The organism is Burkholderia sp. BCC0506 (assembly GCF_902833145.1).
Taxonomy (GTDB): Bacteria; Pseudomonadota; Gammaproteobacteria; order Burkholderiales; family Burkholderiaceae; genus Burkholderia.
The window spans coordinates 36690-62295 of record NZ_CADFEN010000013.1 but is presented as its reverse complement, the minus strand read 5'-3'; the positions used below and the strand labels follow the sequence as shown (position 1 = coordinate 62295).

Genomic DNA, 25606 nt, shown 5'->3' with positions numbered 1-25606 from the left:
GCGCACGCTCAATCGCCGAGCATTGCGAATCGGCGGAGCGAACCGGTTCTCGGCCGCGCCGCGATGCCGCGCGCTACACGCCGCCGAGCGCGTGCACGCCAACGAGCAGCAGCGCACCGACCGCGATCAGCAGCAGCGCATGAACGCGCGTGTAGATCACGCACAGCGTCGACGCCGCGGCGATCGCGCGGGCGGCCCAGCCGCCATCGAGCGCCTGCAGCAGCACCCACACCGACGCGAGGATCATGCCGGCCGCGACCGGGCGCAGGCCGGCTTCGAGCGCGATCTGCCAGCGCGCGCCGCGGTGCCGCCGCCATAGATGCGCGACGCCGTAGATCAGGAACGCGGTCGGGCCGAACAGCGCGAGCGTCGCGATCACCGCACCCCAGAAGCCGGCCACCTGCCAGCCGATCAGCGTCGCCAGCAACGAGCCGGGGCCCGGCGCCATCCGTGCGATCGCGAAGTCGTTCACGAATTGCGTGGCGCTCATCCAGTGATGGACATCGACGACTTGCCGCTGGATATCCGCGATGACCGCCTGCCCGCCGCCGATCGTCGCGATCGACAGCGGCGCGAGCACGCCGAACAGTGCTGCGTACCGCGCAGATGTGTTCATCGTGCGTCGGTCCCGGCCGGCGCGGCGGCCGCACGGCGGTATTCGAGCGCGACGCTCAGCGTGCCGCCGATCAGCACGGTCCACACGAGCGGCCAATGCAGCACCGCGACCGACACGAACGTGAGCATCGTCACCGCGAACGGCAGCACGCGGCGCGGCAGCCGGCGCACCGCGGTGATCGCCATCGAGATCGACAACCCGATCGCCGCGGCCGCGGCCCCGGCGAGCGCGACATGCGTGAGCGGGAAGCGCGTGAGGGTCGAGAACGCGACGCCGAACAGCACGATCAGCACGGCCGGCGGCGCGATGATGCCGGTGAAGCCGGCCACCGCGCCGCGCCAGCCGGCGAGCCGGTAGCCGATCCAGATCGCGAGGTTCTTCACGTTGACGCCCGGCAACGCCTGCGACAGCGCGAGGCCGTTGAGAAACGCCTCTTCGTCGAGCCAGCGCCGCTCGTAGACGAAATCGCGCATCATCCGTCCGCTCAGTCCGCCGCCGAAGCTGGTCAGGCCGATCTGCGTGAACGCGACGAACAGCGCGAGGACGCTCGGCGGCGGTGCGTCGCCTGCGGGCGGTACCGGGGGAGTCGTGACGGAGGGCGGGGGCATCGGGTGGCGAGCACGGAGCGATCGGGCGACCGCTCATGTTAGCAAGCGGTGCCTGTCAGCACGCTGACATTGCTTCGGCATGGGCGCGGTGCCGCCCGCAGCCGATTCGCGCGTACGAGCGCGCCGCCCGCTACGCCCGCACGACCGTCACACCCGCAGCCTCGATCGGCCTCGTCAGCGCGGCGTCGGTTTCCTTCTCGACGACGATCATCTGCGCCAGCGCGATATCGCCGATCACGAACTGCGACGCCGCGCGCAGCTTCGACTGCGACGCGAGCACGACCGTCTCGGCCGCGCGTTCGGCCAGCGCGCGCTTGATTGCCGCTTCCTCGAAATCGCCGGTGCTCAGGCCGGCGACCGGATGCACGCCCGTGACGCCCATGAAGTACAGGTCCGCGTGAATGCGCGCGATGCCTTCCATCGCCGCGGCGCCGACCGCGACGATCGAGTGCTTGTAGAGCCGGCCGCCGATCAGGATCACGTCGATCGACGGATGCGCGGCCAGCGCGACCGCGACGCTCGGGCTGTGCGTGACGATCGTCGCGCGCAGGTCGGCCGGCAACTGGCTGACGAGCAGCGCGGAGGTCGTGCCGCCGTCGACGATCGCCACCTGCCCGGGCGCGATCATCTGCGCGGCCCGCCGCGCGATGCGCCGCTTCTCCGCGGTTTCGAGCGTCTCGCGCTGCGCGAACGGCGCCACGGCCGGCGATGCCGGCAGCGCACCGCCATGCACGCGCTGCAGCAGCCCCTCGGCCGCGAGCTCGCGCAGGTCGCGGCGCACCGTGTCCTCGGACACGCCGAATTGCACGCTCAGCTCGGCGGCCAGCACCTGGCCGTCGCGCGCGAGCGCATCGAGGATCGCCTTCTTGCGTTGGGTCGTCAGCATCGTGATTGCACGAAAATTCTTGAAATTGCACGAACCTGCACGTTACCATGGGCACCGTCCTTTGTCGAACCGGAGGCTGCAATGGCTGGCATCGCTGCAACGCGGGAGCGCGTGCGCATCGTCGATACGACGGTGCTGTCCGACGACTGGTATGTGCTGCGGAAGGTGACGTTCGATTTCCTGCGCCGCGACGGAACGTGGCAGCGCCTGAGCCGCGAGACCTACGATCGCGGCAACGGCGCGACGATCCTGCTGCGTCATGCCGAGACGGGCGACGTGCTGCTGACGCGCCAGTTCCGGATGCCGGCGTTCGTGAGCGGGCACGACGGCATGCTGCTCGAGGCGGCGGCCGGCCTGCTCGACGACGCAACGCCCGAAGCGCGCATCCGCGCGGAGGCCGAGGAGGAGACCGGCTATCGCGTGCGCGGCGTGCGCAAGGTGTTCGAGGCGTTCATGAGCCCGGGCTCCGTGACGGAGAAGCTGCATTTCTTCGTCGGCGAATACGATGCGTCGCTGCGCACGGGGGCCGGCGGCGGCGTCGCGGAAGAGGGCGAGGATCTCGAAGTCGTCGAGATGCCGCTGCAGGCGGCGCTGGACGCGGTCGAGCGCGGCGAGATCGTCGACGCGAAGACGATCATGCTGCTGCAGTACGTCGCGCTGCGGGAAACCGCCGGCGCACGCGCAGCATGACGCCCCGGCTCGTGCTGGTCGCCGGCCCGTATCGCAGCGGCACGGAAGGCGACCCGTCCCGCATCGCCGCGAACCTGCGCCGGCTGGAAGCCGCGGCGCTCGCCGTGTATCGCCGCGGGCACGTGCCGATGATCGGCGAATGGGTGTCGCTGCCGCTCGTCGCCGCGGCCGGCTCGACGCAGGTCGGCGACGCGATCGGCGAGGCCTTCCTGTATCCGGCCGCGCACCGGCTGCTGCGACGCTGCGATGCGGTGCTGCGCATCGACGGCGCGTCGCGCGGGGCGGATGCGGACGTCGCGCTTGCGCGGCAACTCGGCAAGCCGGTCTATTTCGCGGTCGACGAGATTCCGGTTGCGCACGACGATTCGGCCGACTGAGCGAGCGGGGGCGCCGGGTTGCCGCATCGCCGGTGCGGCGCCTGCGGACAGCCGGTATTCGCGTTGCCGGCCGCCGCACGCGCAGCGCCACCCGTTGCATTGTCGATGCGGCGCGACACCCGAACCGGCGTATGATCGCGACGCCACTCGCGCAACGTTCGACGCTACCGCTTTTCCACCATGCCGCTTCCCGATTCCGCCGACTCCGCCGACTCCGCCGCCGCGCCGCTTCCTGCCGATCTCGTCGCGTCCGCCGTCGATGCCCTCGCGCGCGCCGACGCCTTGCTCGTCACGGCCGGCGCCGGCATCGGCGTGGATTCCGGACTGCCCGATTTTCGCGGCACGGACGGTTTCTGGCGCGCGTATCCGGCACTGCGCCACGAGCGTTTCGAATTCCACGAGATCGCGTCGCCGCACGCGTTTCGTGCGCGCGCGCCGCTCGCATGGGGGTTCTACGGGCACCGTCTCGCGCTCTATCGCGCGACCGTACCGCACGCGGGTTTCGCGATCCTGCGCCGCTGGATCGATGCGATGCCGAACGGCGGTTTCGTGCTGACGAGCAACGTCGACGGCCAGTTCCAGAAGGCCGGCTTCGATCCGGCGCGCATCGTCGAGATCCACGGCTCGATTCATGCGATGCAATGCCTGCGCCCGTGCACGGACCACACGTGGGACGCGGCGCCGTTCGTCCCGGAGGTCGACGAAGCGACGTGCCGCCTGGTGGGCGACATGCCGCGCTGCCCGCGCTGCGGCGGGCTTGCGCGGCCGAACATCCTGATGTTCGGCGATACCGGCTGGCTCGGCGCGCGCTACGACGCGCAGGAACGTGCACTGGAAGACTGGATCGCGCAGGCCGGGCGCGTCGCCGTGGTCGAGATCGGCGCGGGTACCGCGATTCCGACCGTGCGCCTGCTGAGCGAACGGCTCGGCGCCGACGTGATTCGCATCAACGTGCGCGAGGCGCATGCGCGCCGGGCGGACGTGATCGGGCTGAAGGGCGGGGCGCTCGCGACATTGAACGCGCTCGACCGCGCGTGGCGCGGCGGTTGAACTCGGCGCTACGCGCTGAGCAGCCGACGCCGCGCGATTACGGCCGCGCGACGAGGGCCTGCACGAGCGCCGGCGCGATCGGCGAACCGAGGCCCGTCACGTAGTCGTAGCCGCCCGCCGCGTTGCAGATGCTGCCGCACGTGCCGTTGGACCCGGTCGTCACGTCGTGGAAGTCGCTGCCGTAGCCGGTCTTGCCGACCGTATAGAGCGTGTCGTAGGCACCGCTCAACGATTTCTTGCCGGCTGCCGTGCGCAACGAATTCGCGATCGCGACGAGCGCCGACCATTGCGGCGCACCCGCGCTCGTGCCGCCGACCTGAAACCAGCCGGCCTGCCCTTGGTAGGCGACCGAGTCGTACACCGCGAAACCGCTGGACGGATTCGCGTCGTAGCCGACGTCGGGCACGCCGCGCTTGCCGGCCACCGGAATCGGCCAGGCGGCCTGGCCGGCCGGCTCGGCCTCGACGCTGCTCACGCCGCCGCCGCTGCCGCTCCACGCCGCTTCGCCGATGTAATTGCCGGACGCATCGGACGACAGCGTCGTGCCGCCGACGGACACGACATAAGGCGACGCGGCCGGGTATTCGGTGCCGGTGCCGCTGTCGCCGGACGACGCGACGAACGTCACGCCCGGTACGTTGAAGTGGCCGTCGAAGCCGGTCTCGCTGCTGAATTCGTTGCCGCCGAAGCTCATCGACACGACCGACGCGCCGCGCTTGACCGCGACGTCGACCGCGGCCATCAGGTCGCTGAAGCTGGCCGATGCGGCCTCGACCAGCACGATCCTCGCCTTCGGGGCGATCGCATGCACCCATTCGACGTCGAGCGAGATCTCGAGCGACCAGCCCGAATCGGTCCTGGGCCGCGCACCGTGCGCATACACCTTGGTGAAACAACCGTTCGACGACGTGCAGGCCGGCAGCGAGAACGCGTTGCTGAACACGCCGAGATCGGATTCGATCCTCGGGTCGTCGTATGCGTCGACGATCGCGACGACCATCCCTTCGCCCTGGTTCGCGATCGCGTCGAATCCGTATGCATGCCGGGCGAGTGCCGGCGTGAGGCCGGCGATCGTCGCCGTGCTCGCGCGCGGCTTCGTGTGGAACGGCGGCCGCGCGAATCCTTTCGGTGCGCGATTGCCCTCGACGTAGGACGGCGGCTCGTTGCCGTCGGCGAGCGCGACGCCCGACGCGAGCAGCGCCGCACACAGCACCGGGATCAACATGGACGACGGGCGGATATTGTTCATTTTTCGAGTCTCCATGTCGATGGAATGGCCTGCGAAACAATTTTACGAAATCGATGGCGGTAATGACATCGAATATCGGCCGGATACGGGAATGTCTGATAAGGGAAAATACGTGGAGCCGGCGCGGGACGGACGTTTTGCAGGGTTCGCCTGCGCGGAATCGACCGGCTTTGCCGATTTTTAAAAATCCGATAAATAATCGGCCGATTAAAAAAGATTTGTAATGTCGGATGTAATTGTCCGGTAAATATCCGTGGCGGTGCGCGTGCGGAATCGATGAAGGGCGTCACGCGTTCGCAGTGCGATTCGCCGCCGGCCGGCATTGCCGGTGCGACGCGATTGCGCATACAGTTCAGCGTAGGCCGCGTGCGCCGCGCGGCGCCGTCCGTGAGGGGTGCCCTTGTTCTATTCGATCGTCGCGATCTTCGTCGGCGCCGGGTTCGGCGCGTTGCTGCGCTGGTTCCTGAGCCTCGCGCTCAACGAATTTTTTCCGGCCGTGCCGCTCGGCACGCTCGCGTCGAACCTGATCGGCGGCTACGTGATCGGCGTGGCCGCCGTCGTGTTCACGGTCCGCGTCGGGTTGCCGCCGGAGTGGCGACTGTTCGTGATCACGGGTTTTCTCGGCGGCCTCACGACGTTCTCGACCTATTCGGTCGAAGTGATGACGCACGCGCTCGACGGCGAATTCGGATGGGCGTTGGCGGTGGCTGCCCTACACTTGACTGGATCGTTCGCGCTGACGGCGCTCGGCATGTGGACCGCGCGCGCGTGGCTCGCGGCGGCCTGAGCGGGCCGCCATCGGAGGGAGCGATGGACAGGGTGTTCTTGCGCTTCTATGTGCACGAGCAGCACCGGCTGCACTGGAAGCCGCTATGGGAGTGGCTGCTGGAAGAGGCGAACCGGATGGGCGTCGCGGGCGGTTCCGCGTTTCGCGCGATGGCCGGTTTCGGCCGGCATCGCGTGCTGCACGAGGATCGCTTCTTCGAACTGCAGGGGTCGCTCGCGATCGAGGTCGAATTCATCGTCACCGAGGACGAAGCGCGGCAGTTGCTCGAGCGGTTGTCGCACGAGAAAGTACGCGTGTGCTACGCGACGATGCCCGCACGGTTCGGCGTGATCGACACGCTCGATGCACCGCCGGCGCAGGGGCCGGCGGCGTAGGTGGCGGCCCGGATCAGATGCCGAACATCGTCAGCGACACGGCCGCGCGCGTGACGATCATCAGCAGCACCTGGACGATCACGAACAGCAGGATCGGCGACAGGTCGATGCCGCCGAGGTTCGGGATCACGCGGCGCAGCGGGTTCAGGAACGGCGCGGTGAGCTGGTAGAGGATCGGCATCGCCGGCGAGCGCGGGTTGAGCCACGACAGCAGCGCCATCAGGATCGTCATCCAGATCACGAGGTTGAGCGCCCACTTCACGACGGTGAGCAGCGCGACCACGACGAGCGTCGCGATCACGGCGGCCGGATCGAAGCCGGCCATCACGACCATCAGCACGACGTAGACGAGCGCGGTGAGCAGCGCGGCGACGACACTGGCCCAGTCGATGCCGCGTACGCCCGCGATCACGCGGCGCAGCGGCAGCACGAGCCAGTTGGTCGCCTGCAGCACGGCTTGCGTGACGGGGTTGTACGGCGGCACGCGGACGGCCTGCATCCAGACGCGCAGGATCAGCGCGGCGCCGAATAGCGTGAAGACGGTATTGAGCAGAAAACGGGCGATCTCGCCGAACATCGTTGGCATCCTTTTTATACGGTCAGTAGCGTGCGGCCGCCAACGCCGGTCGGCGGCGCATCGGCCGACACCTTATCACGCCTCGTCTCGCGGCGGGGAGGGGCGCGCGGCCACGCGCGCGAGCGACGTTTCGACGGCTTCGGCCAGCGCCGGCAGCGACGCCGGCGGCGTCGCGCGCTTCGCCGCGAGCGCGACCGCGCGGCGCGTGAGCAGCGCATACAGCACCGCGTGATCGCCGCCGCGCGCCTCGAGCAGCGCGAGCTGACGCTCGACGATGCCCGTGTCGCCGCGCGACACCGGGCCGGACAGCGCGTTCGCGAGCCCCTTGTCGCGTGCGGTCTCGATCGTGCCGGCGAGCATCGGCAACAGCGCGCGCAGCGCGGCGTCCTCGTCGAAACCGAGGCCGCGCCACAGCTCGACGGCCTCCGACAGCCCGCACAGCGCGAAGCTCGCCGCGTAGTGGGCGGCCGCGTGATACAGCATCCGGCCACCGGCCGGAATCGACAGCGGATGGCAGCCGAGTGCGGCGGCAAGTCGCAGCAGCGTCGCGTGCAGCGCACCGTCCGCTTCGATCGTGACCGAGCAGCCGTCGATGCGCGCGAGGTCGGCGTCCGTGCCGCCGAACAGATAGAGCGGATGGAAGCCGCCGGTGGCCGCGCCTTGCCGCTTCGCCGGATCGAGCAGCGCGACCGCCGACGCGCCGCTGCAATGGACGATCGCCTGGCCGGCCGCGCGCGATGCGTCGAAGCGCAGCGCCGCGGCGCTCGACGCGAGATGATCGTCGGGTGTCGTCAGGAAGATCAGGTCGGCGGTGTCGACCACCTGTTGCGCGGTGTCGACCGCGCGGCAGCCGTCGATGCGCGCGGCGAGGTCGGCGGCCGACGCGGGCGTGCGGCTCGCGATCGCGACGACCGGGAAGCCGGCCTGCGCGAAGCGCTGCGCGACACAGCGCGCGAGGCGGCCGGCGCCGATGAAGCCGAGGCGGGGTGTGTCGGGAAGCGGCATGGCAGCGGATGTAAGCGAAAACGAAGCAACCGCCAGTATCGCAGGAATGATGGCCGCGTCGCGCAAGTCAGGTCGCGGGGCGGCCGTGCGGATGAGCGACCGGTACGCGGCGGTGCGATCCATGTGCGGGCCGGCGTCCGGTATTGCGGTTGGATCAGGATCGCGGAATCCGACCCCCGAACTCCGTGCGCGTGCCTCCCTTGAAATGTCGGCATGCTGTCTCGAATTTGTAATCGTTCATTACGTCGGCGTGTCCGCCACGCGCCCCGCATCCGGTAAGACTGACCGGTCGTCGTGTCGCGACCCGGCTACTCGGACGGAATCGCGCGACCGGCAAGGGGCGCCGCCCACACCGGGCGCCGCGCCCTGCGGCGGCTTCGGCCCTGTGCTATTGCAATTTGCAACAAATGCACGATACGCGCGGGGCGGGTTTTCGCTACATTGCTCCCATGCGACGTGCATGCCCGCCGTTGCCGACAGGAGCGCACAAAATTACCGCTCCAGCAGGAGAATCGAAGTGAAAAAGCTCATTCCGTTCATCGCCGCCGCCGCGCTGGGCCTGGGTGCCGCAAGCGCCGCGCAGGCTCACGTGTCGATCGGGGTCGGCATCGGTATTCCGGTCGCACCCGCGTATCCCGTCTATGCACCGCCGCCGCCCGTGTACTACGCGCCGCCGCCTCCGCCCGTCTATTACGCGCCGGCACCGGCCTACTATGCGCCGCCGCCCGCCGTGGTCGTCGGCGGCTATTACGGTCGCCCGTACTGGCGCCACGGTTATGGCTGGGGCCATCACGGCTACTGGCGTCGCTGATTCGCCTCGCGCGGCCTGAGCGCGCGCGGCAAAACGGCGCAACGTCCCGCAAGGGGCGCTGCGCCGTTTTTCATTGGGGTTGCCGTTCCGTGCGCGGTGGCCGCGATCACGCCGCGTGCACGATCAGGTCGCGGTAGCCGCCGACGATCACGCTGTACGAGAAGTACGCGAACAGCAGCGCCGAGGCGACATGGCAGGCCCGCATCAGCCCGGCGCCCGCGCGCTTGCGGCCCTGGCTCGCGAGCGTGCACATGAAGAGCGTCCACGCGAGGCCGCCGAGGAAAAAGCCCGACAGGAACACCGACGCGGTGGCCGGCGTGGTCGCACCGGCTTTCGCGATCAGCGCGCCGCCGACCGCCGCGAACCACAGGATCGCGCTCGGCGACGACATCGCGAGCAGCATCCCGCGCAAGAAACTGCGCCGCGCGCTTGCCCGCGGCGGCGGTGCATCGTTCGCGTCGTCGTCGGCTGCCGTGGCCGGCGTCAACGCTTCGCGTGCCATCTTCCACGTGAGGAACAGCAGCACCGCGCCGCCGCCGATCCACACGATCCAGCGCACGGGTTCGAACTGCAGCAGCACGGCCATCCCCGCGAGCGCGAGGGCCGCGTAGACGAGATCGCCGACGCACGACCCGACGCCGAGCCAGAAGCCCGGCCGAAAGCCGTGCGACAGCGTCAGCGACAGCATCGCGACGTTCACGAGGCCGATGTCGAGGCACAGCGAAAGCGACAGAAAGAATCCGTCGGACAGCATGGAGGCGGGCGGAAAGCTCATCTTCTTCAGGTACGTGATTGCGTGCGCGGGCCGGCGGACGCCGGCCGCAGGGGCGTCAGAGGCCGATCTCCTGCCACAGCCGGTCGACGCGCGCCTTCACGGCCGCGTCCATCTCGATCGGGCGGCCCCATTCGCGGCTGGTTTCGCCCGGCCACTTGTTGGTCGCGTCGAGCCCCATCTTCGAGCCGAGGCCGGCCACCGGCGATGCGAAGTCGAGATAGTCGATCGGCGTGCTGTCGACCATCACCGTGTCGCGCACGGGGTCGACGCGCGTCGTGATCGCCCAGATCACTTCCTTCCAGTCGCGGATGTTCACGTCCTCGTCGACGACCACGATGAACTTCGTATACATGAACTGCCGCAGGAAGCTCCACACGCCGAACATCACGCGCTTCGCATGGCCCGCGTAGCTCTTCTTCATCTGGACGATGGCCATCCGGTAGCTGCAGCCTTCGGGCGGCAGGTAGAAGTCGGTGATTTCCGCGAACTGCTTCTGCAGCAGCGGCACGAACACCTCGTTGAGCGCGACGCCGAGCACCGCGGGCTCGTCGGGCGGCTTGCCCGTGTAGGTCGAATGGTAGATCGCGTCGCGGCGCATCGTGATGCGCTCGACGGTGAACACCGGAAACCACTCCTGCTCGTTGTAATAGCCGGTGTGGTCGCCGTACGGCCCTTCGAGCGCGTGCTCGTACGCGGCCGCCGCGTTGCCTGCCGGCCGCGGCGGCGCGCCGGCCGGAGCGGGGGCAGGGGCGCCTTCCTGCGGATGAATGAAGCCTTCGAGCACGATCTCCGCGCGCGCGGGCACCTGCAGCGTGTCGACGCCGGGCGTCAGGCACTTCGCGAGCTCCGTGCGGCTGCCGCGCAGCAGGCCGGCGAACTGATATTCGGACAGCGAATCGGGCACCGGCGTCACCGCGCCGAGCGTCGTGGCCGGATCGGCGCCGAGCACGACCGCGACCGGATACGGCTTGCCGGGGTTGCGCAGCGCGAACTCGCGGAAATCGAGCGCGCCGCCGCGGTGCGCGAGCCAGCGCATGATCAGCTTGTTGCGGCCGATCAGCTGCTGGCGGTAGATGCCGAGGTTCTGGCGCGACTTGTTCGGCCCGCGCGTGACCGTCAGCCCCCACGTGACGAGCGGCCCGGCATCGCCGGGCCAGCAGGTCTGGATCGGCAGCTTGTTCAGGTCGACGTCGGCGCCTTCCCAGACGATCTCCTGGCATGGCGGCGACGACACCGACTTCGGCGCCATGTCCCACACGGCCTTCGCGAGCGACAGCAGCTTGCCGGCGTCCTTCAGGCTCTTCGGCGGATCGGGTTCCTTCAGCGCGGACAGCAGCCGCCCGAGATCGCGCAGCGAACCGAGCGCGGCATCGTCGCCCGCATCGACGCCCATCCCGAGCGCGACGCGGCGCGGCGTGCCGAACAGGTTGCCGAGCACCGGGAACGCATTGCCGGGCGGCGCGTTGAACAGCAGCGCCGGGCCGCCGGCGCGCAGCACGCGGTCGCACAACTCGGTCATTTCGAGCACGGGCGACACGGGCTGCGTGACGCGCCGCAGTTCGCCGAGCGCCTCGAGGCGCTGAATGAAATCGCGTAAGTCTTTGTATTTCATGAAGAAGGTCCGGGCCACCCGCAAGGACGGGCGGCGATGAGAGGGCGCGGCGGCCGGCTGCGACCCCGAATCGACCGACGATTTTACCCGGGCAGCCGCGCGGCCGCCCGGCGCCGAAAAAAGTCGACCGCGCGCAAACCCCCTACGGCACGGGGCTTGCGTTCTGAAGGCCGGTTTTAAATTACTTTTTGTTATTATTTTGAGTTTTTATAGTGTTGACGATCTATAAAACCCTGCTAGAATCCGCTCACATTGGTTGCAGGGTAAAAGGCTTCGAGCCGCCAATCACCGATCTTTGACGCAGCGCGTCACCGTCCGCCGAATCCTGCACGGCGTCTTCGACGGCTTTTGTCGTAGTCCCAGCCAGCGCCACCAGACGCTGGTTTTTTGCGTGGGTGCCACCGCGTATGCCCGCCTCGCCCAGTGTGCGAAGGTGCCGGCCCTCTTACACCGTGGCCTCGAACGGTACTTATACCGTTTCCCCGATGCTTGCGCGTCCCGACCAAGGCGTGCGGCGTCGTGATTCCGCGGCGCGTTTTCCGTCTCGCCATCGAGCTGAGCGAGCCGCACGAGTCATGTTCATGGGAGATGATCTGAATGAACGCTTGGTTATCGTGGCGTCCCACTGAGCAGCATGCGCAAATCGTGCGCAACTTGCTGCGTCGCGGGACGCGTGTCAGTCACCATCTATTCAGCGTTGTCGGCTGTTTCGCTGTCGCGGTTGCGCTTGCCCTGTGGCTGCTGCCAACCGTCCGCGGCACGCTCGCCGCGAAGCTGATGCCGGTCGTTTCCGCGGCCGTGCAGGCCGGCCCGGCTCGTCTGCTGTCCGGCCATCCGCTGCCGAACTTCGCGCCTGCCGGCGCGCAGCCGCAGCAGGACGACGCGCCCGAAACGGATGCGCTTGCGGTCGGCCTCGATGTCGCACCGGAAAGCGCCGCTCAGGGCGCCCAGGGCGACGCGTCCGATCCGGCCCGCAACGGCCCGTCGCCGGTCGCACTGGCCAAGCTGATTCCGATCCAGCGCGTGGCGGCCGATGCCCGCGACGATCGCGCGCTCGCGTCGAACCGCGAACAGGCGCTCGTCGCCACCTATCTGTCGCGCCGTTACCGCGTTGCCCAGGAACCGCTCGGGCAGCTCGTGAAGGCGGCGTTCCAGACCGGCCGTGACGTCGGCCTCGATCCGCTGCTGCTGCTGTCCGTGATGGCGATCGAATCGGGCTTCAACCCGTACGCCGAAAGCGGTGTCGGCGCAAAAGGCCTGATGCAGGTCATGTCGAAGGTCCATTCCGACAAGTTCGAGTATTTCGGCGGCACGGACACCGCGCTGCAGCCGCTCGCGAACCTGCAGGTCGGTGCACTGGTGCTGAAGGACTGCATCGCGCGCGGCGGTTCGCTCGCGAACGGCCTGCGCCTGTACAACGGCTCGACGAACCCTGACGACAATGGCTACGGCTCCAAGGTGATGGCCGAGCGCGCCCGCCTGCGTGACGTCGCGCGTGGCCGCAGCGTGCCGATCAATGCGCCGCAGGCGCCCGCGCAACCGGCGAAGCCGATCGTCACCGCCGCAGCCGTGACGGCCGCGGCAGGCGGCGCGAAGCGCGTGCATGCGACGCTCGACGGCACGACGTCGGTCAAGGCGGCGCCGAAGGAAGCCGCCCCGCAGGACGACGCGAGCGTCGATACCGCGAAGCAGTCGCACGGCGATCATTCGGAGCTCGGCGCATAACGCGTCACGCGCTCCGTGCGGCTCCGGACGGCACGACATGAAAAAGGCACCCGATTCGGGTGCCTTTTGCTTTTGGCGCTGCGTGACGTGGCCGATGCGCCGGCCCCGGCGTCAGTGCTGGCCGAACAGCGTCGCGAGCCGGTCGACGGCCTCTTCGAGCCGCGAGTAGGCGGTCGCATAGGACAGGCGGATATAGTCGCGCGGCGCATGGACACCGAAGTCCATGCCCGGCACCAGCACCACGCCCGCGTCGTGCAGCATCGCCTGCGTGAGCGCGGCGCTGTCGCCGGCGGCCGGATGCGCGACGCCGCCGCAATGCGCATACACGTAGAACGCGCCGTCCGGCATCACCGGCACCGTGAAGCCGAGCCGCTCAAGCGCCGGGGCGATGAAATCGCGGCGGCGCTTGAATTCGAGCCGGCGTGTTTCGTAGATGTCGAGCGTCGCGGGTTCGAAGCAGGCGAGCGCCGCATGCTGCGCGAGGGCGGACGGGCAGATGAACAGGTTCTGCGAGAGCTTCTCGAACGTGCCGACGAGCGCGGGCGGCACGACGAGCCAGCCGAGCCGCCAGCCCGTCATGCTGAAATACTTCGAGAAGCTGTTCACGGTGATCACGTCGTCGCCGAACGACAGCGCCGACACGGGCGCGGCATCGTAGCTGAGCCCCTGGTAGATCTCGTCGACGATCGTGAAGCCGCCGCGTGCGCGCACGGCTTCGACGATTCGTTTCAGTTCGTCCGGTTCGAGCGACGTGCCGGTCGGGTTCGACGGCGACGCGAGCAGCACGCCACGTGTGCGCGCGTTCCAGTGCGTGCGGACGTCGTGTTCGGTGAGCTGGAAGCGCGCATCCGGGCCGCTCGGCACGAGCACCGGACGGCCTTCGGCCGCCGCGACGAAGTGCCGGTTGCACGGGTATGACGGGTCGGGCATCAGCACTTCGTCGTCGCGGCCGACCAGCGCGAGGCATGCGAGCAGCAGCGCGGCCGATGCGCCGGCCGTCACGACGATCCGCTCCGGGCCGATCGTGAGGCCGTATGCGCGCGTATAGTGCGCGGCGATCGCCTCGCGCAGCGGCGCAATGCCGAGCGCGCTCGTGTACTGCGTGACGCCGCGGCGCAGCGCGGCCGCGGCGGCCTCGACCACCGGCTCCGGCGCGGTGAAATCCGGCTCGCCGATCCCCATGTGGATAACATCGCGCCCCAAGGACTCGAGCCGCTGTGCCTCCTTCATCAGTTCCATCACGTGAAAGGGCTGGATCGCGTCGACGCGTGCGGCGAGCGTGACGAGCGAATCGGCGGTGCTATTCATCGGCGGGCAGGGCGGAGGGAGAAAGGAATGAAAAACGGGCGCTTGCGCGCCCGTGGACCAACCAACGGTGTCAGCCGTTGCGGCGCGCCTGCGTTTCGGCGGGGCGCAGCTTCGCGGCCAGCTTGTCGAGCACGCCGTTCACGTACTTGTAGCCGTCGGAGCCGCCGAACGTCTTCGCGAGTTCGACGGCTTCGTTGATGATCACGCGGTATGGCGTTTCGACGTGGTGCGTGAGCTCGAACGTCGCGATCAGCAGGACCGCGCGCTCGACCGGCGACAGCTGATCGATCGGACGATCCAGCGACGGCGCCAGCGCTTCGACGAGCGTTGCGTGCTCGCGGATCACGCCGTGCAGGATCGCTTCGAGCAGTTCCTTGTCAGCCTTGTCGTAACCGAGCGCGCCGCGCAGTTGCGCGTCGATCTCGCCGGAGGGCGCGTTCGACAGCAGCCACTGGTACAGGCCCTGCGTCGCCAGCTCGCGCGATTGTCGGCGGGCGCTCTTCTTCATGCGCGCTCCTCTTCGTCGTCTTCGTCTTCCTCTTCGTCCTCGTCGTCGCCGAGCTGGTCGAGCGCCATCGTCAGGTTGGCCATCTCGACGGCGACGCGCGCCGCGTCACGACCCTTTTCGGTCATGCGCGCGACGGCCTGCTCGTCGTTTTCAGTCGTCAGGACCGCGTTCGCGATCGGCAGGTTGAAGTCGAGGCCGATGCGGGTGATGCCCGCGCCGCTCTCGTTCGACACGAGTTCGAAGTGGTAGGTCTCGCCGCGGATCACCGCGCCGAGCGCGATCAGCGCGTCGAACTGGCCGCTTTCGGCGAGCTTCTGCAGGGCGAGCGGGATTTCCAGCGCGCCGGGCACCGACACGAGCAGCACGTCTTCACCGGTGACGCCGAGGCGTTCCAGTTCTTCGACGCACGCGTCGGCGAGGCCGTTGCACACGGGTTCGTTGAAGCGCGATTGCACGATGCCGATACGCAGGCCGTCGCCTTCGAGATTCGGTTGGTATTGTCCGATTTCCATGATCTGGTCCGTGGTGTGGATGAACGGTTATAGGGCGAAAGCGCCGTGGCGGGTTACGCGTGGGACGCCGGGCAGGACTTGGCTTCGCCGCCGGGCATCGGAATGAAGCCCGTGACTTCGAGGCCGTAGCCGGACATGCTGCCCAGCTTGCGCGGATTCGACAGCACCTGCATCTTGCCGACGCCGACGTCGCGCAGGATCTGCGCGCCGATGCCGAACGTCTTGAAATCGACCGGCCGGCGCTTGAGCGCGGCCGCCTTTTCTTCCTCGTCGAACGCCTTGAAGACGTCGATCAGGTGTTCCTTCGTATCGCCGCAGTTGAGCAGCACGATCACGCCGAGGTCGCGTTCCGCGATGTCGCGCATCGCGGCGTCGAGCGTCCAGGAATGCGTCGACACACCCGTTTCGAGCAGGTCGAGCACCGACAGCGGCTCGTGCACGCGCACCGGCGTATCGACGTCGGGCGACGGCTCGCCGCGCACCAGCGCGATGTGCGGCGAGCCGCTCGGCTGGTCGCGGTACAGCACCGCGCGGAACGTGCCGTGCGCGGTCTGCATCGTGCGCTCGGCGATCCGCTCGATGATCGATTCGGTGCGGCTGCGGTACTGGATCAGGTCGGCGATCGTGCCGATCTTCAGGTTGTGTTCCTTCGCGAATTCGATCAGGTCGGGCAGGCGCGCCATCGTGCCGTCGTCCTTGATGATCTCGCAGATCACGGCGGCCGGCGTGAGGCCCGCGAGCGCGGTGAAGTCGCAGCCGGCCTCGGTGTGGCCGGCGCGCACGAGCACGCCGCCCGGTTGCGCCATGATCGGGAACACGTGGCCCGGCTGCACGATGTGCTCGGGGCGCACGTCGTGCGCGACCGCCGTGGCGATCGTGTGTGCCCGGTCGGCGGCCGAGATGCCGGTCGTCACGCCTTCGGCCGCTTCGATGCTGACCGTGAACGCGGTGCCGTACTGCGTGCCGTTGCGGTAGGTCATCAGCGGCAGGTGCAGCTGCTTGCAGCGTTCCTGCGTCAACGTCAGACAAATCAGGCCGCGGCCGTACCTGGCCATGAAGTTGATCGCTTCCGGCGTGACGAATTCGGCGGCGATCACGAGGTCGCCCTCGTTTTCGCGGTCTTCTTCGTCGACCAGGATCACCATCCGGCCGGCTTTCAGCTCGGCGATGATGTCGAGCGTGGAGGCGAGCGTCATAAGGGGGCGAGAAAGAGGAAAGTGCGTATTTTACGCCAGCCGGCCGGCGTTTCGGCCGGCGCGGGCCGCGCGGGGCCGGCGAGCGCTCCGGAAAGCGCCGCGGCCGGCCCGTGCGCGCGGGCGGACGGCGGCGCGCCGGGCGTGGCCCGGCCGCGCGTCACGCGTGGTCGTTGCGCCCGCCGAGGTAGTCGAGCTTGCCGAGCTCGACGCCGCTGTGGCGCAGGATGTCGTACGCGGTCGTCACGTGGAAGAAGAAGTTGGGCAACACGAAGTTCAGCAGGTACGACTGGCCGGTGAACTCGATCGGGCCGACGCGCATCTTCAGCACGATCTGGCGCGTCTCGCTGCCGTCGATCTGCGCGGCGTCGAAGCTTTTCAGGTAGTCGATCGTCTTCTGGATACGCGCATGCAGTTCGTCGAAGGTTTGCTCGACATCCGGGTAGCTCGGGATCTCGACGCCGGCAAGCCGCGCGGCGCAGCCCTTGGCCGTGTCGGTCGCGATGTAGACCTGGCGGACGAGCGGCAGCATGTCCGGGTAGAGGCGTGCGCCGACGAATACCGACGGATCGATCTGCTTTTCGGCCGCGTGGGCCTGCGCCTTGCCGAGGATATGCTGCAGATTGGTGAGGCCGCGGATCAGGACCGGCAGCGAAGCCTGGTACATCGAGATGGACATGGGGACGACTCCTGTGGGAAGAGGCGCGGCCGCGATGCGGCGCGTCGTACGTGGCGGCATGGAAACCGCTGTCGACGCATCTTAGCGCGACCGCATGGCCCGTGCGCGTCGCTGACCGTTCGGCCAGGTCTCGGCTGGCCCGACGGGTATCGAGCGAACGCGATCCCGCTGCCGTCGTTCCGGTTGGCCGGCGACGGCGCGGCACGGCGCGAAGCAGGGCGGGAGCACCGTCCGGCGGACCCGGTTCGGACGCCGGACACGTTCGGCGCGGCGGCCGGCGAGTGGCGCAGCGGCGACGCGCGAACGACGCCGGGCCGAACCGTCAGCCGTCATTGCCCATGCAGGACGGCGCTGCCCGGTCAGTCCTGATGCACGCCCTGCGACGCCGACAGCATTCGCTCCACATACCGCGCGATCATGTCGACCTCGAGGTTGACCTTGTCGCCGGCCTTCACGTGGCGCAGCGTCGTGACTTCGACCGTATGCGGAATCAGGTTGATCGAGAATTCGCAGCCGTCCGCGCGATCGTCGATCGTATTGACGGTCAGGCTCACGCCGTTCACCGTGATCGAGCCCTTGTACGCCAGATAGCGGCCGAGTTCGCGCGGCGCGACGATCCGCAGTTCGTGCGACTCGCCGACCGGCGCGAAGCGCGACACGGTACCGAGCCCGTCCACGTGGCCCGACACGATATGCCCGCCGAGGCGATCGTGCGCGCGCAGCGCCTTCTCGAGGTTCACTTCGCCGGGCTGCGCGAGGCCGACCGTCCGGTTCAGGCTTTCGCGCGACACATCGACGTCGAACGTGGTGTCGGTCTTCTCGATCACCGTCATGCATGCGCCCTGGATCGCGATGCTGTCGCCGAGCGCGACGTCGGCCAGGTCGAGCCCGCCGGCCTGCACGGTCAGGCGCACACCGGCATCGGCCGACGTGCCGAGCGGGGCGATCGATTCGATGCGGCCGACGGCCGCGACAATTCCGGTAAACATCGTGACGATTCCGTTCAGTGAGCGGCGTCGGGCGGCGCGACACGCGCGAGGATCCGCAGGTCGTCGCCGATCCGCTCGATACCGTGGAACGACAGCCGCGTGCGCGCATCGAGGCTGGCCGGCGCGGCGAAATCGAACATGCCGGCCGCGTCGGCGCCCAGCAGGCTCGGCGCCAGATATACCAGCAGTTCGTCGACGCACCGCTCGCGCAGCAGCGAACCGTTCAGCTTGTGGCCGGCCTCGACGTGCAGCTCGTTGACGCCGCGCGCGCCGAGCGCCGCCAGCATCGCCGGCAGGTCGACCTTGCCGTGCGCATTCGCGAGCGGCACGACTTCCGCGCCGCGCGACTTCAGCACGTTTGCGCGAACTTCGCCGGCGGCATCGAGCCGGCCGCAGAAGATCAGCAGCGGTGCGCCTTCGAGCAAGCGCGCGTCGAGCGGCAGGTCGAGGCGGCTGTCCACCAGGATGCGTTGCGGCTGGCGCGGCGTGTCGATGCCGCGCACGGTCAGCAGCGGATTGTCCTCGCGCACGGTGCCGATGCCGGTGAGGATCGCGCAGGCGCGTGCGCGCCATGCGTGGCCGTCGAGGCGCGCGGCCTCGCCGGTGATCCACTGGCTTTCGCCGGACGGCAGCGCGGTGCGGCCGTCGAGCGACGCGGCGGTCTTCATCCGCACCCACGGGCGGCCGCGCGTCATCCGCGACACGAAGCCGATGTTCAGCTCGCCGGCTTCATGCGCGAGCAGACCGCAGCGCACGTCGATGCCCGCGTCGCGCAGCATCCCGAGGCCGCGCCCCGACACCTGCGGGTTCGGGTCTTCCATCGCGGCGACGACCTTCGCGACGCGCGCGTCGATCAGCGCGTTCGCGCACGGCGGCGTGCGGCCGAAATGGCTGCACGGTTCGAGCGTCACGTAGACGGTCGAGCCCGCGACGTCGTAGCCGCGCGAGCGCGCGTCCTTCAGCGCCTGCACCTCCGCGTGGTCCTGGCCGGCCGGCTGCGTGAAGCCTTCGCCGATCACGTCGCCGTCCTTGACGATCACGCAGCCGACACGCGGATTCGGCGCGGTCGTGTACATGCCGTGCGCGGCGAGCGCGAGCGCGCGCTGCATGTGGGCGAAATCGGTATCCGAGAACATGCGCGCGGCCCCGGGTCAGGCAGCGAGTGCCGCGAACGCGCGGCGCGCGGCCGCGAGCGTCGCGTCGATCACCGCGTCGTCGTGCGTGCTCGACACGAAGCCGGCTTCGTACGCGGACGGCGCGAAGTACACGCCCTCGTCGAGCATCAGGTGGAAGAAGCGGTTGAAGCGCGCGATGTCGCTCTTCGTGACTTCCGCGAAGCTCGTCGGCACGCGCTCGGCGAAGTACAGGCCGAACATCGCGCCGATCGAGTCGGCCGCGAACGGCACGCCGGCCGCGCGCGCTTCGGCCGCGAGCCCGTCGGCGAGCCGCTTCGTCTGCGCGGTCAGTGCGTCGTAGAAGCCCGGCGCCTGGATCAGCTGCAGCGTCTTCAGGCCCGCGGCGACCGCGATCGGGTTGCCCGACAGCGTGCCGGCCTGGTAGACGCCGCCGAGCGGCGCGAGGTGGGCCATGATGTCGCGGCGGCCGCCGAACGCGGCGGCCGGCATCCCGCCGCCGATCACCTTGCCGAGGCAGGTGAGGTCGGCCGCGATCCCGTAGTACGCCTGCGCGCCGCCGAGCGCGACGCGGAACCCGCACATCACCTCGTCGAAGATCAGCACGGCGCCGTGCTTCGTGCACAGCGCGCGCAGCGCGTTCAGGAACTCGGGCGTGCCGCGCACGAGGTTCATGTTGCCGGCGACCGGCTCGACGATCACCGCGGCGATCTCGTCGCCGAACGCGCCGAACGCTTCCTCGAGCGCGGCGACGTTGTTGTATTCGAGGACGGTCGTATGCTTCGCGATGTCGGCGGGCACGCCGGCCGACGTCGGGTTGCCGAACGTCAGCAGGCCCGAGCCGGCCTTGACCAGCAGGCTGTCCGCGTGGCCGTGGTAGCAGCCCTCGAACTTGACGATGCGGCTGCGGCCCGTGAAGCCGCGCGCGAGGCGCAGCGCGCTCATCGTGGCCTCGGTGCCGCTCGACACCATCCGCACCTGCTCGATCGACGGCACCAGCTTGCAGATTTCCTCGGCGATCTCGATCTCGGCTTCGGTCGGCGCGCCGAACGAGAAGCCGTCGGCGAGCACGTTCTGCACGGCCGTCAGCACGTCCGGATGGACGTGGCCGACGATCATCGGGCCCCACGAGCCGATGTAGTCGATGTACTGCTTGCCGTCGGCATCCCAGAAATACGGGCCTTGTGCGCGCGCGACGAAGCGCGGCGTGCCGCCGACCGAACGGAAGGCGCGCACCGGCGAGTTGACGCCGCCCGGAATGGTCTTCTGGGCGCGTTCGAAGAGGAGCTGATTGTTGGACATGAGCGAAACCTGCGAGAGAAGGGCGCGGGGGCCTGGCACGGGCCGCGGCGCCTGGGCGGAACGATCGTCCGATTGTACCGGAGACGCGCGCGGCAGGCCCGTGACCGGGTCCGCGGCCTTTCGGCGCGTAGGGAAACAGGTCGGGCGGTACCCGCGAACGGCACGCGTGCGCTCGATCGCCCCCTTTTATCGCGGCGGCTTGCGCTTGCCGGTCAGCTCGGCCCAGCGCTTTTCGAGCGGGCCTTCGACCATCGGCTTGATCGACGTGCCGGAACTCTGCGCGTCCCATGTCTGCACCGAGTACGGATGCACGCGCAGCGCGTCGCGCGGAATCACGACGTCCTGGTGCGCGTCGACCAGCCAGTCGTAGACGAAGTCGATGCACAGCCGGTAGCCGCGCCTGGTCGACGGATCGGGCACCTCGTACGGCGCGCGCGTCACGTAGCCGGAACCGAACACGCCCTTGGGCGCTTGCGCGACGCGGTGCAGGAACACCCGGTCGCCCGGCAGGATGCCGCGCGCGAAGCCGCAGCCCCACACGTCATGCACGGCCTCGCCGGCCTTCACGCGCGCGGCGACGTCGGGCAGCTCGGGCCAGGGCCATTTCCTGGGGCTCCAGATCAGCAGGAAAGCGGTCATCGGGTCGGTCGTAGGTCGAATAGGTCAGACAAGAGGGGCGAGCAGCCGCAAGCTTAATCGAATCCGCCCGCGCGCTCGTTCGGCGTACGACGAGCATGGGCGTTTCGCTGCCCGCCGCCGAACGTGGCCCGAGGCAGGCAAAAAAGTTGCGCGTACAATCATGGGCCTGAACGCGCCGCTTGCGGCGCGGCTTCCCGTCTTCACCGCCACGCGCGCCGCGATGCGCGCGGGCCTCCATTCCGGATACCCATGTCCCACGTCGTCCGGCGCCGGCCCGATGCCCGGCTGATCCTGTTGCTCGGCGCGCTCGCGGCCTGCGGGCCGATCGCCACCGACATGTACCTGCCGAGCCTGCCGTCGATCGCCGGCAGCTTCTCCGTCAGCGCGGGCGCCGCGCAGCGCACGCTGACGAGCTTCATGGCCGGCTTCTCGATCGGCATGCTGCTGTACGGCCCGCTGTCCGACACGTGGGGCCGCCGTCCCGTGCTGCTCGGCGGGATCGCACTGTTCACGCTCGCGAGCATCGGCTGCTTCGTGTCGGGCTCGATCGACATGCTGATCGTCGTGCGCTTCCTGCAGGCGCTCGGCGCCGGCGCGGCGTCGGTGCTCGCGCGGGCGATCGCGCGCGACGCGCACGAGCCGAGCGACGCGGCGAAGGTGCTGTCGATGGTCGCGATCGTCACCGCGGTCGGGCCGCTGCTCGCGCCGCTGATCGGCGGCCAGATCCTGCGTTTTTCCGGCTGGCGCGGCGTGTTCGTCGTGCTGGCCGTGTTCGGCGCGATCTGCGCGACGACCGCGTACCTGCGCGTGCCCGAAACCTGGCCGAAGGAGCGGCGCAAGAGCGCGGCCGTGCTCGCGTCGTTCGCGTCGTACGGGCGCATCCTGTCCGACCCCGTCGCATGGGGCCACATGCTGTGCGGCGGGATGGCGTTCGCGTCGATGTTCTCGTACATCACCGCGACGCCGTTCGTGTACATCGAATATTTCCACGTGTCGCCGCAGCACTACGGGCTGCTGTTCGGCCTGAACGTCGTCGGCATCATGATCGGCAATTTCGCGAACACGCGGCTCGTCGGCCGCATCGGTTCGCTGCGCATCATCGCGGCCGCGTCGCTCGTGAGCTGCATCGCATCGCTCGCGGTCGCGCTCGTCGCGCTGACGGGGTGGGGCGGGCTGTGGTCGATCGTCGTGTGCCTGTTCTTCGTCGTCGGCGTGGTCGGGATCCTGTCCGCGAACTGCACGACCGACCTGATGCACCGCTATCCGCACAACGCGGGCGCGTCGGCGGCCGTGTTCGGCGCGATGCAGCTCGCGCTCGGCGCGCTGGCGAGCGTCGCGATCGGCGCGCTCGCGGACGGCACGCCGTTCGCGATGGGCGTGACGATCGGCGTCACCGGCGTGCTGTGCTTCGTCGGGCGCTATCTGGTGCTGCGCTGGCACGGACGGCCGGTGAAGGCCGGCGCCTGAACCGCACCGCCAGCCGGGCTGCACAATGAAAAACGCCACCGAGCGCGATGCGCCGGTGGCGTTTTTCGTCGGGATGCGTGAAGCGGCTACCGCCGCGCCGACGCGTCAATCCCTAGCGACGTCCTTCGCCGCCGGCGACGCGCCGTGGCTCAACCAGTCGAGCACGTCGGCCGTTTCGTCGTCGCTCGCCCGCGCGCGCGCCTGCGCGACGGCCTCCGGCAATTCGCCGTTGGTCGACGCGCGACGGATCGCGACGCCGACCGCGAGGATGTCGATCATCAGCAGATGCAGGATCCGCGAGATCATCGACAACTGCGACTCGCGCATCTCGATGTGGTCGGTCTCGAGCGCGACGGTCGCGCGCTTCGCGAGCGGCGTGTTGCTCGACGTGATCGCGATCACCTTCGCGCCGGCCTGCATCGCGACGTCGAGCACGCGCAGCAGCTCGGGCGCGCGTCCCGACTTCGACACCGCGACGATCACGTCGCCCTTGCCGAGCAGCGCGGCCGACGCGGCCTGCATGTACAGGTCGCCGTACGCGATCGTCGGAATCCCGAAGCGGAAGAACTTGTAGTGTGCGTCCTGCGCGACGATGTTCGAGTTGCCGAGCCCGTAGAACTCGATGCGCCGCGCGCCGTTCAGGATCTCGATCGCGTTCTCGACGTGCTCGAAATTCAGGTGCTCGCGCAGTTGCAGGATCGCGGACACCGTGTTGTCGAGCACCTTCGCGCCGAAGTCGGTGGCCGTGTCGCCGAGGTGTACCTGGCTGTGGCTCATCGGGATCGTGCCGGTGAGGCCGGTCGCGAGCTTCAGCTTGAAGTCCGACAGCCCCTGGCAGCCGAGCGAGCGGCAGAAGCGGATCACGGTCGGCTGGCTCACGTCGGCCTTGCGCGCGATGTCGACGATCGGGTCGTTGATGATCGAGCGCGGATGGTTCAGCGCGAGATCGGCCACGCGGCGCTCGGCCGGCGTCAGCGCGTCGCGCATCTGGCGGATCCGCTCGAACACGGCCGACGACGCGCCGCCGGAGCGGTTCGACAACTGCTCCGCGAGAATCGCCGAGACGCCGAGGAACGCCGGGTATTCGGCGGTGATCAGGTAGGTCGGGATGTTCTCGAGATAGTGCGTGAAGCGGCCCTTCGCCTCGAAGCGCGCGCGGAACGACGAGCGCGTGAACAGCTCGCCGAGCTTCAGCGCGACGCCGCCACCGATGTACACGCCGCCGAGCGCGCCCAGCGTGAGCGCGACGCTGCCCGCAAACGCGCCGAGAATCCCGCAGAAGCATTCGACCGTCTCGAGTGCGAGCGCCTCGCCCGCATGCGCACGCTCGACGATCTCGACCGTGTCGACGCTCGCGGCGACGCGCTTCTTGTCGCGCGCGGCGAGCGCGCGATAGATGATCTCCATGCCGGGGCCCGCGCACACGCGCTCGAACGACACGTGCGGAAACTTCTTGCGCGCGTACTGCAGCACCAGATCCTCGCGCTCGTCCTGCGGCGCGAACGACGCGTGGCCGCCCTCGCTGCCGAGCGCGATCCAGCGATCGTCGGCCGGGATCAGCCCCGACACGCCGAGCCCGGTGCCGGGCCCGAGCAGGCCGATCACGCTGTTCTGGCGGCGCGTGCCGCCGCCGACCTGCACGCGCTGCGCATCGGTCAGGCCCGGCAGCGCCATCGCGAGCGCGGTGAAGTCGTTGACGACCAGCAGCGTGTCGAAGCCGAGCGCGCGGCGCGTCGCCTCGATCGAGAAGCTCCAGTCGTGATTGGTCATCGTGACCTGGTCGCCGTCGACCGGGTTCGCGATCGCGATCGCCGCGTGGTTCACGCGGCTGATCTTCACGTCCTTCAGGTATTTGCGGATCGCGTCGGTGATCGTCGGATAGTCGGCGCCGGGATAGACGCGGATCTGCGTGATCTCGCCCGGGCCGGTTTCCAGCGCGAAGCGCGCGTTGGTGCCGCCGACGTCCGCGAGCAGGCGCGGGCCGTCGGCATGCTGACCCGCGACGACCGCCTTACTTTGCGCACCAGTAGACATCGAGCTGGGTCCCCTTGTCGTTGGCCAGTTGGGAAATCGCGTTCTTCTGCAGCGACGCGGCCGCGGCGTCGAGCACGTCGCGCTTGGCGGGGCCCGCGATCAGCAGGAACAGCCGCTCGACGCGCTTGAGCGCATCGAGCGAGAAGCTCACGCGTGCATGGGGCGCCGCGCCCGGGTGCACGGCGACGAAACGCTCGGGCGTCGTGATTGCGTGCTCCCATTCGGGCGCGTCGGCGAAGATCGACGCGGTGTGGCCGTCCTCGCCCATGCCGAGCACGGCGACGGTCGGCACGCGGTAGTCGGGGTTCGCATTGAGCGCGGCGACCTGCGCGTCGAGCGTGGTGCGCGTGTCGACGAGCGGCAGGAAGCGGGCAGGGGCCGCCGCGTGCTGCAGCAGCGTGTCGCGCACGAGTTGCGCGTTGCTGGCCGCGTCGTCGTCCGGCACCCAGCGGTCGTCGACCAGCGTGACGTCGACGCCGGCCCAGTCGAGCGCCGCGTGCGACAGCGTATGCAGGAACGGGCGCGGGCTGGTGCCGCCGGACACCGCGAGCGTCGGGCGCGCGGGGCCGGCGAGCGCCGCGCGCAGCGCATCGCCGACGGCGCGCGCGAGCGCTTCGCTTTGCGCTTCCTGGGTGTCGAAAGCGTGGATCTCGATCACATCTCCTCCGGACTGCTTTGTCTGTTCAAATCGTACGAATCG

At 69.1% G+C, this 25606-nt stretch carries 28 protein-coding genes; 9 read left to right on the top strand and 19 right to left on the bottom strand.

All coding sequences use genetic code 11. The features are described 5' to 3' along the window. Positions 1-73: 73 nt before the first annotated feature. The 3 genes from HWX62_RS26585 to HWX62_RS26575 form a co-directional block, all read right to left on the bottom strand. The gene (locus HWX62_RS26585; RefSeq protein ID WP_175930092.1) at positions 74-616 is read right to left on the bottom strand and encodes a chromate transporter; all 543 of its coding nucleotides are present in this window, start codon (positions 614-616) and stop codon (positions 74-76) included. Beyond that, the gene (locus HWX62_RS26580; RefSeq protein WP_175930093.1) at positions 613-1224 is read right to left on the bottom strand and encodes a chromate transporter; all 612 of its coding nucleotides are present in this window, start codon (positions 1222-1224) and stop codon (positions 613-615) included. Before HWX62_RS26580 ends, HWX62_RS26585 begins: the two co-directional genes overlap by 4 nt. A gap of 130 nt (positions 1225-1354) precedes the next feature. Next, positions 1355-2110, bottom strand: coding sequence for a DeoR/GlpR family DNA-binding transcription regulator (locus HWX62_RS26575; protein ID WP_175930094.1), 756 nt, complete (start codon positions 2108-2110; stop codon positions 1355-1357). 90 nt (positions 2111-2200) lie between these two features. On the opposite strand from HWX62_RS26575, the gene HWX62_RS26570 reads away from it, so the two are divergent. The 3 genes from HWX62_RS26570 to HWX62_RS26560 all read left to right on the top strand — a co-directional run bounded on the left by HWX62_RS26570 (position 2201) and on the right by HWX62_RS26560 (position 4227). After that, positions 2201-2800 carry an NUDIX domain-containing protein gene (locus HWX62_RS26570; protein ID WP_175930177.1) on the top strand — a complete coding sequence of 200 codons (600 nt, stop codon included), beginning with the start codon at positions 2201-2203 and terminating at the stop codon, positions 2798-2800. Continuing rightward, positions 2797-3177, top strand: a complete 381-nt coding sequence (locus HWX62_RS26565) for a DUF4406 domain-containing protein (RefSeq protein WP_175930095.1) — start codon at positions 2797-2799, stop codon at positions 3175-3177. Before HWX62_RS26570 ends, HWX62_RS26565 begins: the two co-directional genes overlap by 4 nt. A 180-nt stretch (positions 3178-3357) precedes the next feature. Beyond that, positions 3358-4227: a Sir2 family NAD-dependent protein deacetylase gene (locus tag HWX62_RS26560; RefSeq protein ID WP_175930096.1), complete on the top strand. Its 870-nt coding sequence runs from the start codon at positions 3358-3360 to the stop codon at positions 4225-4227. 37 nt (positions 4228-4264) lie between these two features. Here the strand turns inward: HWX62_RS26560 and HWX62_RS26555 are convergent, their stop codons facing one another. Further along, positions 4265-5476 (bottom strand): S53 family peptidase, encoded by a 1212-nt coding sequence (locus tag HWX62_RS26555; RefSeq protein ID WP_175930097.1) that lies wholly within the window; start codon positions 5474-5476, stop codon positions 4265-4267. Positions 5477-5489: 13 nt separating this feature from the next. Here HWX62_RS26555 and HWX62_RS26550 point away from each other — a divergent pair, with 13 nt between their 5' ends. From HWX62_RS26550 to HWX62_RS26540, 3 genes are all read left to right on the top strand, one after another. Then, positions 5490-5660, top strand: coding sequence for a hypothetical protein (locus HWX62_RS26550; protein ID WP_175930098.1), 171 nt, complete (start codon positions 5490-5492; stop codon positions 5658-5660). A 216-nt stretch (positions 5661-5876) separates the two neighbouring features. Next, positions 5877-6263 carry a fluoride efflux transporter CrcB gene (crcB, locus tag HWX62_RS26545; RefSeq protein ID WP_175930099.1) on the top strand — a complete coding sequence of 129 codons (387 nt, stop codon included), beginning with the start codon at positions 5877-5879 and terminating at the stop codon, positions 6261-6263. A gap of 23 nt (positions 6264-6286) precedes the next feature. Next, complete coding sequence (locus HWX62_RS26540) at positions 6287-6637, top strand: DUF190 domain-containing protein (RefSeq protein ID WP_175930100.1); 351 nt, start codon at positions 6287-6289, stop codon at positions 6635-6637. Positions 6638-6650: 13 nt separating this feature from the next. Here HWX62_RS26540 and HWX62_RS26535 read toward each other — a convergent pair whose 3' ends face one another. Both HWX62_RS26535 and HWX62_RS26530 read right to left on the bottom strand, forming a co-directional pair. Then, on the bottom strand, positions 6651-7214 hold the full coding sequence (locus tag HWX62_RS26535; RefSeq protein WP_006488584.1) for a YggT family protein: 564 nt from the start codon (positions 7212-7214) through the stop codon (positions 6651-6653). A gap of 75 nt (positions 7215-7289) precedes the next feature. After that, positions 7290-8219: a DUF2520 domain-containing protein gene (locus tag HWX62_RS26530; protein ID WP_175930101.1), complete on the bottom strand. Its 930-nt coding sequence runs from the start codon at positions 8217-8219 to the stop codon at positions 7290-7292. 517 nt (positions 8220-8736) lie between these two features. Here HWX62_RS26530 and HWX62_RS26525 point away from each other — a divergent pair. Continuing rightward, positions 8737-9030 (top strand): hypothetical protein, encoded by a 294-nt coding sequence (locus HWX62_RS26525; RefSeq protein ID WP_175930102.1) that lies wholly within the window; start codon positions 8737-8739, stop codon positions 9028-9030. 106 nt (positions 9031-9136) lie between these two features. Here the strand turns inward: HWX62_RS26525 and HWX62_RS26520 are convergent, their stop codons facing one another. Beyond that, on the bottom strand, positions 9137-9805 hold the full coding sequence (locus tag HWX62_RS26520; protein WP_175930103.1) for a LysE family transporter: 669 nt from the start codon (positions 9803-9805) through the stop codon (positions 9137-9139). 55 nt (positions 9806-9860) lie between these two features. Continuing rightward, positions 9861-11417, bottom strand: coding sequence for a UbiD family decarboxylase (locus tag HWX62_RS26515; RefSeq protein WP_175930104.1), 1557 nt, complete (start codon positions 11415-11417; stop codon positions 9861-9863). A 597-nt stretch (positions 11418-12014) separates the two neighbouring features. Here HWX62_RS26515 and HWX62_RS26510 point away from each other — a divergent pair. Next, positions 12015-13142, top strand: a complete 1128-nt coding sequence (locus HWX62_RS26510; protein WP_175930105.1) for a lytic transglycosylase domain-containing protein — start codon at positions 12015-12017, stop codon at positions 13140-13142. A gap of 111 nt (positions 13143-13253) precedes the next feature. Here the strand turns inward: HWX62_RS26510 and HWX62_RS26505 are convergent, their stop codons facing one another. The 9 genes from HWX62_RS26505 to HWX62_RS26465 form a co-directional block, all read right to left on the bottom strand. Further along, complete coding sequence (locus HWX62_RS26505) at positions 13254-14450, bottom strand: pyridoxal phosphate-dependent aminotransferase (RefSeq protein WP_175930106.1); 1197 nt, start codon at positions 14448-14450, stop codon at positions 13254-13256. 70 nt (positions 14451-14520) lie between these two features. After that, the gene (nusB, locus tag HWX62_RS26500; RefSeq protein WP_006476662.1) at positions 14521-14958 is read right to left on the bottom strand and encodes a transcription antitermination factor NusB; all 438 of its coding nucleotides are present in this window, start codon (positions 14956-14958) and stop codon (positions 14521-14523) included. Further along, positions 14955-15470 (bottom strand): 6,7-dimethyl-8-ribityllumazine synthase, encoded by a 516-nt coding sequence (ribH, locus tag HWX62_RS26495; protein WP_006476661.1) that lies wholly within the window; start codon positions 15468-15470, stop codon positions 14955-14957. Before ribH ends, nusB begins: the two co-directional genes overlap by 4 nt. A gap of 53 nt (positions 15471-15523) precedes the next feature. Next, entirely contained in the window at positions 15524-16666 is a 1143-nt protein-coding gene (ribBA, locus tag HWX62_RS26490; protein ID WP_175930107.1) for a bifunctional 3,4-dihydroxy-2-butanone-4-phosphate synthase/GTP cyclohydrolase II, read from the bottom strand. A 157-nt stretch (positions 16667-16823) separates the two neighbouring features. Next, positions 16824-17342: a DUF1993 domain-containing protein gene (locus HWX62_RS26485; protein ID WP_175930108.1), complete on the bottom strand. Its 519-nt coding sequence runs from the start codon at positions 17340-17342 to the stop codon at positions 16824-16826. A gap of 359 nt (positions 17343-17701) precedes the next feature. Then, complete coding sequence (locus tag HWX62_RS26480) at positions 17702-18331, bottom strand: riboflavin synthase (RefSeq protein WP_175930109.1); 630 nt, start codon at positions 18329-18331, stop codon at positions 17702-17704. A 14-nt stretch (positions 18332-18345) separates the two neighbouring features. After that, positions 18346-19467 (bottom strand): bifunctional diaminohydroxyphosphoribosylaminopyrimidine deaminase/5-amino-6-(5-phosphoribosylamino)uracil reductase RibD, encoded by a 1122-nt coding sequence (ribD, locus tag HWX62_RS26475; protein ID WP_175930110.1) that lies wholly within the window; start codon positions 19465-19467, stop codon positions 18346-18348. Positions 19468-19482: 15 nt separating this feature from the next. After that, a complete protein-coding gene (gene hemL, locus HWX62_RS26470; RefSeq protein WP_175930111.1) occupies positions 19483-20766 on the bottom strand; it encodes a glutamate-1-semialdehyde 2,1-aminomutase in 1284 nt (427 codons plus the stop codon). Between the two features lie 186 nt (positions 20767-20952). After that, complete coding sequence (locus HWX62_RS26465) at positions 20953-21405, bottom strand: hypothetical protein (protein ID WP_175930112.1); 453 nt, start codon at positions 21403-21405, stop codon at positions 20953-20955. 249 nt (positions 21406-21654) lie between these two features. On the opposite strand from HWX62_RS26465, the gene HWX62_RS26460 reads away from it, so the two are divergent. Then, a complete protein-coding gene (locus tag HWX62_RS26460; protein ID WP_175930113.1) occupies positions 21655-22872 on the top strand; it encodes a Bcr/CflA family multidrug efflux MFS transporter in 1218 nt (405 codons plus the stop codon). A gap of 105 nt (positions 22873-22977) precedes the next feature. Here HWX62_RS26460 and HWX62_RS26455 read toward each other — a convergent pair whose 3' ends face one another. Both HWX62_RS26455 and pgl read right to left on the bottom strand, forming a co-directional pair. Then, on the bottom strand, positions 22978-24906 hold the full coding sequence (locus HWX62_RS26455; RefSeq protein WP_175930114.1) for a bifunctional transcriptional regulator/glucokinase: 1929 nt from the start codon (positions 24904-24906) through the stop codon (positions 22978-22980). After that, on the bottom strand, positions 24884-25564 hold the full coding sequence (gene pgl / locus HWX62_RS26450; RefSeq protein ID WP_175930115.1) for a 6-phosphogluconolactonase: 681 nt from the start codon (positions 25562-25564) through the stop codon (positions 24884-24886). The genes HWX62_RS26455 and pgl overlap by 23 nt, the downstream gene beginning before the upstream one ends. Positions 25565-25606: the final 42 nt, after the last annotated feature.